The organism is Actinokineospora alba, from assembly GCF_004362515.1.
GTDB lineage: Bacteria > Actinomycetota > Actinomycetes > Mycobacteriales > Pseudonocardiaceae > Actinokineospora > Actinokineospora alba.
Map to the genome: position 1 here is coordinate 2,416,170 of NZ_SNXU01000001.1, position 15,215 is coordinate 2,431,384.

At 69.3% G+C, this 15,215-nt stretch carries 13 protein-coding genes and 1 riboswitch; of the genes, 10 read left to right on the forward strand and 3 right to left on the reverse strand.

The genetic code is table 11. The features are described from left to right. Positions 1-61: 61 nt before the first annotated feature. The 8 genes from rsmI (at position 62) to C8E96_RS11635 (ending at position 9,617) form a co-directional block, all read left to right on the forward strand. The gene (rsmI, locus tag C8E96_RS11600; RefSeq protein ID WP_091378818.1) at positions 62-880 is read left to right on the forward strand and encodes a 16S rRNA (cytidine(1402)-2'-O)-methyltransferase; all 819 of its coding nucleotides are present in this window, start codon (positions 62-64) and stop codon (positions 878-880) included. Continuing rightward, positions 877-1,869, forward strand: a complete 993-nt coding sequence (locus C8E96_RS11605; RefSeq protein WP_091378815.1) for a DUF4185 domain-containing protein — start codon at positions 877-879, stop codon at positions 1,867-1,869. The genes rsmI and C8E96_RS11605 overlap by 4 nt, the downstream gene beginning before the upstream one ends. A gap of 44 nt (positions 1,870-1,913) precedes the next feature. After that, entirely contained in the window at positions 1,914-3,704 is a 1,791-nt protein-coding gene (gene metG / locus C8E96_RS11610; RefSeq protein ID WP_091378811.1) for a methionine--tRNA ligase, read from the forward strand. Beyond that, positions 3,701-4,561: a TatD family hydrolase gene (locus tag C8E96_RS11615; protein WP_091378808.1), complete on the forward strand. Its 861-nt coding sequence runs from the start codon at positions 3,701-3,703 to the stop codon at positions 4,559-4,561. Before metG ends, C8E96_RS11615 begins: the two co-directional genes overlap by 4 nt. 185 nt (positions 4,562-4,746) lie before the next feature. Then, on the forward strand, positions 4,747-6,210 hold the full coding sequence (locus C8E96_RS11620) for a resuscitation-promoting factor (protein ID WP_228770040.1): 1,464 nt from the start codon (positions 4,747-4,749) through the stop codon (positions 6,208-6,210). 135 nt (positions 6,211-6,345) lie between these two features. After that, the gene (gene rsmA / locus C8E96_RS11625) at positions 6,346-7,179 is read left to right on the forward strand and encodes a 16S rRNA (adenine(1518)-N(6)/adenine(1519)-N(6))-dimethyltransferase RsmA (RefSeq protein ID WP_091378802.1); all 834 of its coding nucleotides are present in this window, start codon (positions 6,346-6,348) and stop codon (positions 7,177-7,179) included. An 89-nt stretch (positions 7,180-7,268) separates the two neighbouring features. Continuing rightward, positions 7,269-7,359: riboswitch (SAM riboswitch) on the forward strand. A 204-nt stretch (positions 7,360-7,563) separates the two neighbouring features. Next, on the forward strand, positions 7,564-8,568 hold the full coding sequence (locus C8E96_RS11630) for a methionine ABC transporter ATP-binding protein (RefSeq protein ID WP_091378799.1): 1,005 nt from the start codon (positions 7,564-7,566) through the stop codon (positions 8,566-8,568). Positions 8,569-8,651: 83 nt separating this feature from the next. Beyond that, positions 8,652-9,617, forward strand: coding sequence for a 4-(cytidine 5'-diphospho)-2-C-methyl-D-erythritol kinase (locus C8E96_RS11635; protein WP_091378797.1), 966 nt, complete (start codon positions 8,652-8,654; stop codon positions 9,615-9,617). Here the strand turns inward: C8E96_RS11635 and C8E96_RS11640 are convergent. After that, positions 9,614-10,165, reverse strand: coding sequence for a hypothetical protein (locus C8E96_RS11640; protein WP_133794356.1), 552 nt, complete (start codon positions 10,163-10,165; stop codon positions 9,614-9,616). The two genes, C8E96_RS11635 and C8E96_RS11640, sit on opposite strands and share 4 nt — an antisense overlap. A 162-nt stretch (positions 10,166-10,327) precedes the next feature. On the opposite strand from C8E96_RS11640, the gene C8E96_RS11645 reads away from it, so the two are divergent. Both C8E96_RS11645 and C8E96_RS11650 read left to right on the forward strand, forming a co-directional pair. Then, the gene (locus C8E96_RS11645) at positions 10,328-12,097 is read left to right on the forward strand and encodes an ABC-F family ATP-binding cassette domain-containing protein (protein ID WP_091378790.1); all 1,770 of its coding nucleotides are present in this window, start codon (positions 10,328-10,330) and stop codon (positions 12,095-12,097) included. A 19-nt stretch (positions 12,098-12,116) separates the two neighbouring features. After that, the gene (locus C8E96_RS11650; RefSeq protein ID WP_091378787.1) at positions 12,117-13,772 is read left to right on the forward strand and encodes a fatty acyl-AMP ligase; all 1,656 of its coding nucleotides are present in this window, start codon (positions 12,117-12,119) and stop codon (positions 13,770-13,772) included. 8 nt (positions 13,773-13,780) lie between these two features. Here the strand turns inward: C8E96_RS11650 and C8E96_RS11655 are convergent, their stop codons facing one another. Together C8E96_RS11655 and C8E96_RS11660 are read right to left on the reverse strand one after the other, a co-directional pair. Next, entirely contained in the window at positions 13,781-14,365 is a 585-nt protein-coding gene (locus C8E96_RS11655; protein ID WP_091378784.1) for a dihydrofolate reductase family protein, read from the reverse strand. A 116-nt stretch (positions 14,366-14,481) separates the two neighbouring features. After that, positions 14,482-15,213, reverse strand: a complete 732-nt coding sequence (locus C8E96_RS11660) for a DivIVA domain-containing protein (protein WP_091379481.1) — start codon at positions 15,211-15,213, stop codon at positions 14,482-14,484. Positions 15,214-15,215 lie beyond the last annotated feature (2 nt).

The following is a 15,215-nucleotide window of genomic DNA, read 5'->3' on the forward strand; positions in this document are numbered from 1 at the left end:
CCAGGTGTGAGCCGGTGAGCTTGGATCAGTCGCCCCGGTGGTGCGGCACTAGGCTTCGACGATGCTCGTTCTCGCCGCGACCCCCCTGGGTGACTCCCGTGACGCGTCCCCAAGGCTGGTCGAGGCGTTCACCAACGCCGACGTCATCGCCGCCGAGGACACCCGCCGGACCCGCAACCTGATCAGTGCGCTCGGTGTCACCCCCACGGGCCGGATGGTCAGCTTCTACGACGCCGTGGAGACGAGCCGTATCGCCGGTCTGGTCGAGGCCATCACCGAGGGCAAGTCGGTCCTGCTGGTCACCGACGCGGGGATGCCCAGCGTCTCCGATCCGGGGTACCGCCTGGTCGCGGCCTGTGTCGAGGCCGACCTGCCGATCACCTGCCTGCCCGGCCCGTCCGCGGTCACGACCGCGCTGGCGCTGTCCGGGCTGCCCTGCGACCGGTTCTGCTTCGAGGGTTTCGCCCCGCGCAAGCCGGGGGAGCGGCGCAAGTGGCTGAAAGCGCTGGCCACCGAACCGCGCACGGCTGTCTTCTTCGAGTCACCCCACCGCATCGCGAGCCTGCTCGCCGACGCCGCCGAGGTGCTCGGCGCCGACCGGCGGGCCGCCGTGTGCCGGGAGCTGACCAAGACCTACGAAGAGGTCCGCCGCGGCGGACTCGCCGAGCTGGCCAAGTGGGCTGAGGAAGGTGTGCGCGGCGAGATCACCGTCGTCCTCTCCGGCGCCGAGCCCGTCGAGACTCCCGACCTGGAGACCCTCGTCGAGCAGGTCCGTGAGCTGGCCGCCGCGGGTGCCCGGCTCAAGGACGCGGCCGCCGAGGTCGCCGCCGAACACGGGGTGAGCAAGAAGTCCCTCTACGACGCGGCGGTCGCCAAATGATCCAGGTGGGCGAGACGACGCTGGTCTCCCAGATCACCGGCCACGAGTCGACCAACCTGACCGCCGAGCGCTACGGCATCCACGCCACCGACCTCGGGATCATGTGGGACGACAGCGCGGGCCGCACGTTCGTCGTCTTCGGCGACACCTACGGCCCGGGCTGGCGGGGCGACGGCGCGGGAACCGACGACGACACCGACTGGCGCTGCAACGTGCTGGCGATCGTCGCCGAGCGCGACCTCGACCACGGCCTCAAGATCGAGTCCGTCGTCGCCCAGGACGACGGCATGGCCCGGCAGATCATCGACCGCGACGCCGAGAGCGTCGAGGAGACCGTGATCCCGTGCGCGGGCATCGAGATCGACGGTGTGCACTACCTGCACTACATGTCCGTGCGGAACTGGGGACCGCAGGGCAAGTGGGTGACCAACTACGCGGGCATCGCCTTCTCCCGCGACGGCGGCCGCACGTGGGACAAGCCGTGGCGCTCCCGCTGGATCAACCGGGCCGAGCACGACCACCCGTTCCAGATGGGCGCCTTCGCCCAGCAGGGCGAGCACCTCTACCTCCTGGGCACCCCGAACGGCCGCTGGGGCGACACCCACCTCGCCCGAGTGTCCACAAAGGACATCCTGGAACCCGCGGCCTACGAGTACTGGACCGGCGAGACCTGGCACCCGAAGGACCCGTTCGCGGCCAAGCCCGTCTTCACCGGCCCGGTCGCCGAGCTGTCGGTGCTCTACAGCACCCATTTCAACCGGTGGATCGCCCTGCACCTCGACGAGTCGAAGGCCGCCATCGTGCTGCGCACCGCCGAGGAGCTCACCGGCCCGTGGACCGACGGCCAGGTCGTCGCGGACGGCGATCGGTACCCCGGCCTCTACGGCGGATTCCTGCACCCGGAGTCGGCCAAGGGGCCGGTTCTTTATTACGCGATGTCACGGTGGTCGCCGTACAACGTGTACCTGATGCGCACGACGCTGACCTAGCCTCCGTGCACCCGCCCGCACCGACGTCCGTACGCTAACCGGTCATGAGCGCCCCCGTGTTGACCGCGGTGGCCTGGCCCTACGCCAACGGCCCCCGCCATATCGGTCACGTCTCCGGATTCGGTGTCCCTTCGGACGTCTTCTCCCGCTACATGCGAATGTCCGGTCACCGGGTGCTCATGGTCAGCGGAACGGACGAACACGGCACCCCGATCTCGGTGCAGGCCGACAAAGAAGGCCTGACCACCCGCCAGCTCGCCGACAAGTACAACCGTGTGATCGCCGAGGATCTCCAAGGTCTCGGGCTGTCCTATGACCTGTTCACCCGCACGACCACGGGCAACCACTACAAGGTCGTCCAGGAGCTGTTCCTGGCGCTGCACCGCAACGGGTACGTGCAGGCCAAGACCCAGATGGGCGCGATCAGCCCGTCCACCGGCCGCACCCTGCCCGACCGCTACATCGAGGGCACCTGCCCGATCTGCGGCTACGACGGCGCGCGCGGCGACCAGTGCGACAACTGCGGCAACCAGCTCGACCCGATCGACCTGAAGAACCCCCGCTCGAAGATCAACGGCGAGGTGCCGAAGTTCGTCGAGACCGAGCACCTGTTCCTCGACCTGCCGTCGTTCGCGGGCGCGCTGGGGTCGTGGCTGTCCACCCGCACCGGGTGGCGGCCGAACGTGCTCAAGTTCAGCGAGAACCTGCTCGGCGACATGCGCCCCCGCGCGATCACCCGCGACATCGACTGGGGTGTCCCGGTTCCGCTCGACGGGTGGCGCGACCAGCCGATGAAGAAGTTCTACGTCTGGTTCGACGCGGTGATCGGCTACTTGTCCGCCAGCGTCGAATGGGCTCGCCGCAGCGGCGACGCCGACGCCTGGAAGGAGTTCTGGACCGACCCGGCCCAGGCCTACTACTTCATGGGCAAGGACAACATCGTCTTCCACTCGCTGATCTGGCCGTCGCTGCTGCTCGGGCAGAACGGTGAGGGCGACAAGGGCGGACAGCCCGGCGGGTTCGGCAAGCTCAACCTGCCGACCGAGGTCGTCTCCAGCGAGTTCCTCACCATGAGCGGCTCGAAGTTCTCCACCTCGCGCGGCACCGTGATCTATGTCCGGGACTTCCTCAAGCAGTTCGGTCCCGACACGCTGCGGTACTTCATCTCGGTCGCGGGCCCGGAGAACCAGGACACCGACTTCACCTGGGACGAGTTCATCCGCCGGACCAACTTCGAGTTGGCCAACGAGTGGGGCAACCTGGTCAACCGGTCGATCTCGATGGCGCACAAGAACGTCGGCGCCATCCCGACCCCGACCGCGCCCACGGCCGCCGACGCGGAGCTGAAGGCGTTGGCGCGCAACGCGTTCGACACCGTCGGCGAGAACCTGCGGCGTTCGCGCTTCAAGGCCGCGGCCAACGAGGCCATGCGCGTGGTCGGCGCGGCGAACAAGTACCTGTCCGATGAGGAGCCCTGGAAGCGCAAGGATGACCCGGAGCGTCGGGACACGATCCTGCACACCGCGCTGCAGGTCGTCTCCGACGCGAACACGCTGCTCACGCCGTTCCTGCCGCACTCCGCGCAGAAGATCCACGAGGCGCTGGGCGGCAAGGGCGTGTGGTCCTCGCAGCCGGAGATCCGTGAGGTCGCCGACCTTGACGACCCGAGCCTGCAGTACCCGGTCCTGACTGGTGACTACGCCAATGACCAGGCCAAATGGGAATCGGTGGACATCGAGGTTGGCCGTCCGCTGGACAAGCCGTCGCCGCTGTTCGCCAAGCTCGACGCCGAACTCGGCGAGACCGGCCCGGACTGGGCGCCGATCGTCAAGTGACGCCACGCAAGGGTGACCTACCACCGGTTCCGGAGCCACTTCCGGCACCGGTGGTGGACGCCCACACGCACCTGGATGCCTGTGGTGCCAAGGATTTGGCGTCGGTCGTCGAGGTGCTCGACCGGGCGTCGTCGGTCGGCGTCGACCGGGTGATCACCGTGGCCGACGACCTGGACTCCGCGGTCTGGGCGGCCGAGGCGTCCACTTGGGACTCGCGAGTCTTCGCCGCGGTCGCGGTGCATCCCACGCGGACAGCGAACTTCACTGATTCGGACAAAGCGGTCATAGAGGATTTGTCGCGGCGGCCAAGGGTTGTCGCGGTCGGCGAGACCGGCCTCGACTACTACTGGGACTACTCGCCGCGCGACGCGCAGGAAGAGGCGTTCCGCTGGCACATCGACCTGGCCAAACGGGTCGGCAAGCCGCTGATGATCCACGACCGCGACGCGCACGAGGACATCCTCCGTGTGCTGACTGAAGAAGGACCACCCGAAACGGTGGTTTTCCACTGTTTTTCGGGTGACCTCGGCTTTGCGCGTCGCTGCGTCGATCAAGGTTTCGTATTGTCCTTCGCGGGACCGGTCACGTTCCGCAACGCGAGGGCGCTGCGCGAGGCGGCCGCTTTCGTGCCGCTGGAACAACTTCTGGTGGAGACGGACGCGCCTTTCCTCACGCCTCACCCGTTTCGGGGTCGCCCGAACGAGCCGTACTGCGTCGCGTACACCGTGCGCGACCTTGCCGAGCTGCGCGGCGTGGATGTGGCCGATCTCGCAAATTCTGTGTCTACAACCGCAAATCGCGTGTTTCGGTTGCTCGATGTGACATCGGACCTTCCGGGCGGTGAGCAATTGCGCTGAATGGGGGAACGATTGCGCCGACTGTGATGTGACGGGACTCACGACATTGCTGGATGTGTTTGCGCAACCCACCGGCGCTCGTTACTGTCCCGTGACCGAACGACCTGGGGCATCCCTGTCTCAGATCAATCCGGAGCTTTGCAATGTGGGGAACGCGGCTCCCGCCTCCTGGAGGAATGGATCCTGTGAGCGGTAAACAGACCGACGGCTTCGCCGACACCGACTGGTTCACGCCGGTCACCGTCGGCACGGACAACCACGACGGGGACTTCACGGCGTGGCGTTCGGAGTTCCCGTCCGAGGACTACGACACGGGCTACTCGCCGTCTCTGAACATCACCGACCACGATGTCCGCTACGCCCTCGGCCCGCAGGCCGACGAGATCATGGCGCACGCCGGTGTCGACGTCGAAGAGCTGATCAGGCTCGTCAACGCCGAAACCACGGTCCTGCCGGTCATTCCCGACGAGGTGGCCTCCGGCCCGCGTCCGCTGACGGTCGAGGACGAGCCCGCACCCGGTCTCATCACGGCGGTCAGACGGTGGAAGGCCTCGTTCCTCAAGGCCACCATCGCCGCGGTACTCGTGAGCTTGGTCGGCGGCGGCGCCGCGGCCATCGCGATGAACAACTCCGTCACCGTCGATGTCGACGGCCAGGCCCGCCAGATCAACACCTACGCCGACACGGTCGGTGAAGTGCTGGAAGAGGAAGGCATCAACATCGGCGAGCACGACTCGCTGAGCCCGTCCCCGACCGCAGAGATCGGCGACGACGGCAAGATCGTCCTCCAGCGCGGCCGTCAGCTGCACCTCACCGTCGACGGTGAGAAGCGCGACGCCTGGGTCCGCGCCACCACACTCGGTGAGGCCCTCAAGCAGGCCAACGCCCCCGTCGCCGGCGCGTGGATCTCCGCGGGCAACGACTCGCAGGTGCCGCTCGAAGGCATGTCGGTCGAGATCAAGACCGCCAAGGCGATCACCCTCTTCGACGGTGGCAACGCGCCCAAGCCGATCACCACGAACGCCGTCACCGTGCAGGAACTCCTCAACGAGCTGAAGCTGACGCTCGGACCCGAGGACGCGATCACCCCCGGCGGCGACCTCAAGCTCACCGGCGGTGCCGAGGTCCGGATCAGCCGCACCGGCGTGACGGTGGTCAACCTGACCGAGCCCGTCGCGCCCCCGGTGCAGAAGATCGACGACCCGGAGATGGACAAGGGCAAGGAAACGATCGTCGAGCCGGGCGCCCCCGGCGAGCGCATCGCGACCTACCGCATCACCCAGAAAAACGGCAAGGAAATCAAGCGCGAGGAAATCGGCGCGAAGGAAACCGTCGCGCCGAAGCCGAAGATCGTGAAGGTCGGCACCAAGAAGCCCCCGGTTCCCGTCATCCCCGACGGCCAGGTCTGGGACCGGCTCGCGCACTGTGAGTCCACCGGCAACTGGGCGATCAACACGGGCAACGGCTACTACGGCGGCCTGCAGTTCAACAAGAGCACCTGGGACGCCTACGGCGGCAGCCAGTACGCCGCGTACCCCCACCAGGCCTCTCGCGAGCAGCAGATCGCCATCGCCACCAAGCTCCGCGACGCCCGCGGCGGCTACAGCGCTTGGCCGCACTGCGCCAGCAAGCTCGGATTGCCCCGCTAACCACGTACCACCGAGAACGGCCGCCCAAACCGGGCGGCCGTTCTTGCTTTGTGACCATGATCACACTTCGATGATGTGGACCTACGCATCCACCACCCAAAGGTGCGCCCACCGTCGAGCCCGTAGGCTCAGCGGGTGACTCTCCTTGGCCCCGCGGACGTGCGAAAGCTCGCCGAACAGCTCGACGTCCGCCCGACCAAGAAGCTCGGCCAGAACTTCGTCCACGACCCCAACACGGTCCGCCGCATCGTGACCGTCGCCAAGCTCACCGACGACGACGTGGTCCTCGAAGTCGGCCCCGGCCTCGGCTCCCTCACCCTCGCCCTCCTCCCCGCCTGCAAGGCCGTCGTAGCCGTCGAGATCGACCCGGTCCTGGCCAAGCAGCTCCCGGCGACCGTCGCCGACCGCGCCCCGGACCTCAAGGACCGCCTCCACGTCCTCGAAGCCGACGCCATGCGGGTCCAAGCCGAGCAGCTCGCCGTCGCGCCCACGGCCCTTGTCGCGAATCTGCCCTACAACGTCGCCGTCCCCGTGGTCCTGCACCTCCTCGCCGAGCTGCCGTCGCTGCGCACGGTGCTGGTCATGGTCCAGGCCGAGGTGGCCGACCGGATGGCCGCCGGACCCGGCAGCAAGGTCTACGGCGTCCCGAGCGTCAAGGTCGCCTGGTACTCCGAGGCCAAAAGGGTCGCCACCGTGCCGCGCTCGGTGTTCTGGCCCGTGCCGAACGTGGACTCCGCGCTGGTCCTGATGACCCGCCGCGAGACCCCCGAGGCCGACCGCAAGACGGTCTTCGCCGTCGTCGACGCGGCCTTCGCGCAGCGGCGCAAGACGCTGCGGGCGGCGCTGGCGGGGTGGGCCGGGTCGGCGGCCCGGGCCGAAGAGATCCTCGTGGCCGCCGGGGTCGACCCCGGTTTGCGCGGCGAACAGCTCACCGTGGACGACTTCGTCCGGATCGCCGCCCAGGGCTGACGCCGCACTACCTCCAAAATGTGACGTTGCCCGTCTACTGCTATTGGCGGCTTGCGCAGCGACCCCGTGATCGGGTGTACTCGTGGTGCATTCCATCCCGAGCGGCTGAGAGATCTGGCTCTGCGACGCCGCAGCAACCACCCATCGTTGGGCAGGTGCTACCGCCAGGAGCGATGGAGGAACTAGGCAAGATGGGAATCCTGACCAGCAGGCGAGTCATCGACCAATGCCGGCGGACCGTGACCGCGTGTCGACGAATGTACGTAGCTAGCTAACTAGCTCACCCCCGCTCGTACTTTCGCCAGTCACCCTCGACTTCACCTGTCCGAATTGTCCCTTATGGACGTTCCGGCACGGTGGGTCACGCCGCGTTGGAGAAGACCCATGATCACCGTTGAAAACCTCACCAAGTCCTTCCACGGCGACACCGGCCCGGTGCTCGCCCTCGAGAACGTCACCCTCGAGGTCCCCGCCGGGACGATCACCGGCGTGGTCGGCCCGCAGGGCTCCGGCAAGTCCACCCTCGCCCGCCTGGTGTCGCTGCAGGAACGCCCGGACAGCGGCGTCATCCGCGTCGAGGGCTACAACACCGCCGCCCTCGACCCGCGCAGACTCCGGGCCGCGCGCAGGCGCATCGGCGTCATCCAGCACGGCGACCTGCTGCCGCAGCGCACCGCCGCGGGCAACATCGCGATCCCGCTGGAGCAGGCCGGGATCGACGGCCCGCAGCGCCGTGACCGGGTCGGCAAGCTGCTCGACCTGATCGGCCTCACCGACAAGGCCGCCACCTACCCCGACGCCCTCACCCCCGGCCAGCGCGCCCGGGTGTCCGTCGCCCGCGCCCTGGTCGGCGACCCCGGTCTGCTGCTCGCCGACGACCCCACCAGGGGCCTCGACGCCGACGCGACCGCCGGTGTCCTCGCCGTCCTCGACCGGGCCCGCGCCGAACTCGGCTCGACCGTCCTCATCGCCACCAGCGACGCCGGTGTCGTCCGCCGCATCGCCGACGACGTCGCGCTGCTCTCGGCGGGCCGGATCCAGGAGAGCGGGCAGCTGCTCTCGCTGATCCAGGACCCGAACAGCCAGGTCGCGCGGACCCTGCTGCCCGAGATCGACACCGTGCCCGCCGCGGGCAGGCACGACCGGGTCGCCGAAGTCATCCTGGTCGGCTTCGCCGCGGTCGGCGCGCTGCTGCCCGAGGCGGGCGCCCGGTTCGACTCGGCGATCTCCGTCGTCGGCGGCGGACTGACCCGGGTCGGCGAGACCCCGGTCGCCCGCTTCCTCGTCGGCGTCAACGGCGCCCGGGCCGACGCGGCCCTGGCCTGGATCGCCGAGCGCGGCGCCCTCGTGGCCCAGCCGACGACTGTCCCGCACCTGCACGCCGCATGACCGTGACCGCGTCGCGCCGGGCCCCGTCGTCCCGGGCGCTGTCCGGGACAGGGGACGCGCGGGCGTGGCCGTAGGCTTGCCCGGTGCTCGCTGTCGTACCGCCACCGGTGACCGTCCGTGTGCCGTCCAAGGTGAACCTCCACCTTGCCGTCGGTGACCTCCGCCCGGACGGCTATCACGACCTGACCACGATCTTCCAGGCGCTGTCGCTGACCGACGAGGTCACGGTCGCGATCGCCGACGAGCCCGGGGTCGAGGTGCACGGCGAAGGCGCCGACGCCGTCCCCACGGGTGCGAGCAACCTCGCGTGGCGCGCGGTGCAGGAACTGGCCAGGCACGTCGGGCGCGACCCGGACGAGCCCAAGATCCGGGTGGTCATCAACAAGGGCATCCCGGTGTCCGGCGGCATGGCCGGCGGCAGCGCGGACGCCGCGGCGACCCTGGTCGGCCTGGCGTCGCTGTGGCGGCTCGACATCACCCGCGACGAACTGGCGGGCATCTGCGCCAAGCTGGGCAGCGACGTGCCGTTCACGCTCTACGGCGGCACCGCGCTCGGCACCGGCCGCGGCGAGAAGCTGGTCCCCGTGTTGTCCCGGCACACCTACCACTGGGTGCTCGCCTTCGACCGGCGCGGCCTGTCCACGCCCAAGGTGTTCACCGAACTCGACCGCCTGCGCGATGAGGGCGACCCGCCGCGCATCGGCGCGGTCGAGCCCGTCCTGGAGGCGCTGGCCACCGGCGACCCGCGTCAGCTGGCGCTGCTGCTCGGCAACGACATGCAGGCCGCCGCGGTGTCGCTGCGGCCCGGCCTGCGCCGCACGCTGCGGGCCGGGGTCAGCGCGGGAGCCCTGGCAGGAACGGTGTCCGGATCGGGCCCGACCTGCGCGTTCCTCTGCTCAGACGGCGAGTCGGCGCTGCGCGTGGCGGCCGAGCTGGCAGGCGCGGGCGTGTGTCGGACCGTCCGGGTCGCGCACGGCCCGGTCCCCGGCGCCAGGGTGATCGGCGGAGACGAAACCCCCCGCCCGATCCCTCCCCAGGTCCACGCCTAATAACTCCAGCGCCAGCCTTTGACGTTGTCGGGCATGTTGTGCGGCTTATAGGTGAGAACGCCGTGCTCACTGCTGGAATCGATCAAGACGACTCCGTAGTAGCCGGAATCGGCCAGGTAGAAATCGTCCGGCAGATACCGGTGCTGCGGCAGACACGAAGTGAAGATGCCCCGGCCGGTGACCTTGCCGTCATTGTCCTCGGTGGCGAAATCCGTCGCGCTCATCCACCAGCCCCAGTCGGGCTGGTACTCCTGGGTCGTCTGCAGGACGATCGTCGCGGCGAGGTAGTGGCCGTTGTTCGGCTCCAGGCTCCCCGGTTCGGTGCACTCGACGGGCTTGACGCTGTCGACCCACAGGTTCGCGAGCGTCGGGCTCCCGTCCGAGCGAATGACGATCTGCTTGCCGAGATCGGCGGATTGCGTGGCGTCGTCACTCGGGCGTTCTTTGGAACACCCGGCAACGGCCAAGATCATTACCGCGATGGCGGCGGTGATCCGGATGCCGCGGCGAGCTACGGACATTTCACCTCCCAGTCGGTCGGACTGCACGTCAATATAGGGGCATAGGGGGCTTTTGAAACCAAATGCACAGAGAGTGCTCAGACCGTTGCGCGAATGGCGGGGCGGCTGGGCGGACCGGTGGCCGCGCCTGGCCGGTTGGTAGCTTTGCCTATCGCGAGCATCATCCAAACCCGGCGAAAGTGCAGGTAGATGGCCAACCTGGTCAACCTGGAGAACGTCAGCAAGAGCTTTGGCGTCCGACCCCTGCTCGACGAGGTGTCCCTGGGCGTCGGCCAAGGTGACCGGATCGGCGTCGTCGGGCTCAACGGCGGCGGCAAGACCACGCTGCTCGAGGTGCTGGCCGGGATCGAACCGGCCGACTCCGGCCGGGTCAGCCGGGTCCGTGACCTGCGGATGGCCGTGGTCACCCAGCGCACCGAGCTGCCGAAGGACTCGACCGTGCGGCACGCGGTCCTCGAACCCCTGGGCATCACCGAGGAACACCAGTGGGCGGCCGACCCGCGCGCCCGCTCGATCCTCGAAGGCCTGGAGATCACCACGCTGGGCTTCGACAGCCCGGTCGACACCATGTCCGGTGGCGAGCGGCGCCGCGTCGCGCTGGCCGCGACCCTGGTGCAGGAGCTGGACCTGGTCATCCTCGACGAGCCGACCAACCACCTCGACGTCGAGGGTGTGCGCTGGCTCGCCGACCACCTGATCAGCCGGGGCACCGCGCTGGTGGTCGTCACCCACGACCGGTGGTTCCTCGACACGGTCTGCACGCGCACGTGGGAAGTCGTCAACGGCAAGGTCGAGCAGTACGAGGGCGGCTACGCGGACTGGATCTACGCCCGCGCCGAGCGCGGCAGGCTCGCCGACACCATCGAGGAGAAGCGCCGCAACCTCGCCCGCAAGGAACTGGCGTGGCTGCGCCGCGGCGCCCCCGCGCGCACGTCGAAGCCGCGCTACCGGATCGAGGCCGCCGAGGCGCTGATCTCCGACGTCCCGCCGCCGCGCGACAGCGTCGAGCTGCTGGCCTTCGCCAAGCGCAGGCTCGGCCGCACGGTGCTGGAGCTGGAGGACGTGTCCATCGCGGCGGGGGACAAGCCGATCCTCGACCACGAGACCTACCGCATCGGCCCGGGCGACCGGGTCGGTCTGGTCGGCGTCAACGGCTCCGGCAAGACGACACTGTTGCGCCTGCTCGCGGGCGACTCCGAGCCGTCGACGGGCAAGCGCGTCCAGGGGCAGACCGTGCGCCTCGCGCACCTGACCCAGGAACTGCGTGAGCTGCCGCCCGAGCAGCGGGTCCTGGAGGCGATCGAGGAGGTCGCCCGCCGGGTGACCCTCGGCAAGCAGGACCTGTCGGCCTCGCAGCTGGCGGAGCGCTTCGGTTTCCCGGCGAACAAGCAGTGGACGCCGGTCGGGGATCTGTCCGGCGGCGAGCGGCGCAGGCTGCAGCTGGCCCGGCTGCTGATGGCCGAGCCGAACGTGCTGCTCCTCGACGAGCCGACGAACGACCTCGACATCGACACCCTGCAGCAGCTCGAAGACCTGCTCGACTCGTGGCCGGGCACCATGGTGGTCGTCTCCCACGACCGGTACCTGGTCGAACGCGTCTGCGACTCGGTCGTCGCCCTGTTCGGCGACGGCAAGATCACCCCGCTGATCGGCGGCATCGAGGAGTACCTGAAGATCCGCACGGCCGCGATCGCCGCCGCGGTGCCCGTCAAGACCGGTGGCGGCGCCGCGACGAAGTCGAGCGCGACCGAGCGGCGAGCGGCGCAGAAGGAGCTGGCGAAGCTCGAACGCCAGATGCAGACGCTGACCACCAAGGAGAAGAAGCTCCACGCGGCGCTGGCGGAGGCCGCCACCGAGCCGACCAAGCTGCTCGAACTCGACGCTGAGCTGCGCAAGGTCGTCGCGGACAAAGAAGAGGTCGAACTCCGGTGGATGGAAGTCGCTGAACTCGCCGAGTAGGGCAACTAATGTTCAGGTCATGAGTCGGTTCGTTGACATGCTTGTGGCCACCGCGACGACCCGCGGCGCGGCACGGGGAATCACCACCGGGGAGCCCAAGGCGCCCGTTCGGCACACGTGGGGCGAGGTGCACGAGCGGGCCCGGCGGATGGCGGGCGGGCTCGTCGCGGGTGGCCTGGCCAAGCACGGCGCCGTCGCGGTGCTCGCGGCCGAGCCGGTGACCATCGCGCCCGCCGTGCAGGCCGTGTGGCTGGCTGGCGGCAGCGTCACCATGCTGCACCAGCCCACCCCGCGCACCGACCTCGCCGAATGGGCCGAGGACACCGTGCGGGTGCTGGCGATGATCGGCTCCAAGCTGGTCCTGCTCGGCTCGCCGTTCGACGCGGTCGCGCCGGTGCTCGACCAGCACGGCATCGGGTACTTGCGGCTGGAGGACCTCGACGGCGAACCGCTGTCCGAGGTTGTTTCGGTCGACGAGGACGCCCCCGCGCTGCTGCAGCTCACCAGCGGCTCGACGGCTGAGCCGAAGGCGGTGCGGATCACCCACGGCAACCTGTTCGCGAACCTGACCTCGATGGCCGAGGCGTCGGCGCTCGACGTCGACAACGACATCATGGTGTCGTGGCTGCCGCTGTTCCACGACATGGGGATGGTCGGCTTCCTGACCGTGCCGATGACGGTGGGCCTGGAACTGGTGAAGGTCACCCCGGTCGACTTCCTGACCGGGCCGCTGCTGTGGGCCGACCTGATCTCGCGCCACCGCGGCACGATCACCGCCGCCCCCAACTTCGCCTACGCCCTGCTCGGCCGCCGACTGTCCGGTGTGGACGAAGAGGGCAAGTACGACCTGTCGTCGCTTCGCCTGGCGCTCAACGGAGCGGAGCCGATCGACGAGAAGGCGGTGCTGGCGTTCACCGACGCGGGCGCCCGCTTCGGCCTGCGTCCCGAGTGTGTGTTCCCGGCCTACGGCATGGCCGAGGCGACCCTCGCGGTCTCCTTCGCGCCGCTACTCGGCGGGTTGACCTTGGACTACATCGACGCGGAGCAGTTGGAAGCGGAAAACCGTGCGGTGCCAGTGGAACCGGGCCCCGACGCCCGCTCGTTCGCCATCCTCGGCAAGCCCCTGCGCGGCATCGAAGCCTCGATCGTCGACGACGACGGCAAGGTCCTCGGCGAGCGCGAGGTCGGCGAGATCCGCCTGCGTGGGGAGGCCGTCACCCCGGGATACCTGACGGTCGACGGTCCACTCGCGACCCAGGACGCCGACGGCTGGCTCGACACCGGCGACCTCGGGTACATAGTGGACGGACAGATCGTGATCTGCGGCAGGCGCAAGGACGTCATCATCCTGGCGGGCCGCAACATCTACCCGACAGACATCGAACGCGCCGCGGCGTCGGTCGAGGGCGTCCGCGCGGGCAACGCGGTGGCGGTCCGCATCGACGCGGGCAGCAGGCGTGAACGGTTCGCGGTGGTGGTGGAGTCCAAGCACGCGGGGGACGCGGAGCAGGAGAAGCGGCTGCGCAAGGAAGTCGGCGCCCGGGTCTTCGAGTCGGTCAACGCCCGCCCGGTGGCGGTCGCCGTCCTCCCGCCCGGCACCCTGCCCAAAACCCCCTCAGGCAAACTCCGCCGCGCCGCCGCGGGCGAACAACTGGCCGCCACCCTGCAGTCCTGACTCCGCGCTCACCTATGCGGGGTGGGCCGGTAGCTGAGTTCCTGGATGCGGCCGTCGAGCGTCCGGCTCTCGATCAGCTCGAGGTCGAAGTCGGCCGCACCATGGAAGACCGGTTCCACCCCGGTGCGACCGGTGATCACCGGGAAGATCGTCAACTGGACTCGGTCGACCAGCCCGGCGGCCATCAGCGCCCGGTTCATCGACAGGCTGCCGTGCGAGCGCAGCGGCACGTCGGACTCCTCCTTGAGCCGGGCGACGACGTCGACGGCATCACCGGGCACGAGGGTCGCGTCCGGCCAGTCGAGCGGTGCCTCGAGTGTCGTCGACACCACCGTCGTCGGCAGGTTCCGCATGCGGGTGTTCACCGGGTCGGTCACCTCGGACTCAGCGGTGCTCGGGCCCAGGAACCGCACGAACTGCCGAAAGGTGTTGGCCCCGAGGACCAGCCGCTGCTCCTGGCTGTACAGGGCGAAGCGGCGGTCGAGGAACTCCGGGCCTTGCTTGCCCCAGTAGCCGCCCCAGTCGCCGTCGCTGTTGTACGAGGCGTAGCCGTCGAGGCTGGAAAAGACGTCGAAGGTGTAGGTGGCGGTCACGATGCTCTCCTCACGTGCTGTTCGACCGGCCGCGCCGGTCTCTCAACCAGGCAACGAAGAGGTCGGCACGATTTCGACACCGCGGCCAAGAAAATCTCAGGACTTACCGCCCACAGTCAGGATTCGCGGTGGCGGAGTTCCTTGGTCCAGGCGGCGATGAGGGCGTCGACGGCGGCCGGGTCGTAGCCGTGGCCTGCGAAGAACGTCAGGTTCAGCCGGGTGTTCGCGATCTCCGCCGACGTGGGCCTGCCGTCGTACTTCGTGGCCGCGTGGGCGAGGGCCCGGGCGAGCCGCTCGACCTCTCCGGGCCGGTAGCCGCGGATACCGGGCGGCGCGGGCGGCAACGGCAGGAAGATGGTCTGCCCATCGGTCACACGCTCGTCCACCGCGTCATGCGGTGTGGGCGGTTGAGCGGCCGGACGAGCGGGGACCTGCGGGCGGCCGGGCGCCGAGGTCTGCCCCGGCGCGTGCCGCACGGCGGGCATGGGACGCATGGGCGCCGAACTCTGGCCAGGAGCGCGGGCGGCCGGAGTGGCCTGGGCGGGCCTGGAGGCGACCGGGAGGATTTCCTCCGTGTTGTGCGGCTCCGGCTCGTCGCGCTCGTCCATCTCGGTGGCGACCATGTCCAGGAACGCGTCGACCTGGTCTTCGTTGTACCCGCGCTTCACCAGGGGAGCGGCGTCGAACACCACCCGGCGGACCTCCGCTGAGCTCAGCGTCCCCTTGCCCGCCAGCGCGGCTTCGACGAGGTCGAGGAAGTCGTCGACCTGGTCTTCGTGGTAGCCGCGCTTGCCGAAGGGGGCCTTGTCGAAGGTGACGGCCCGCACGGCCTCAGGGGTCAGCGACATCA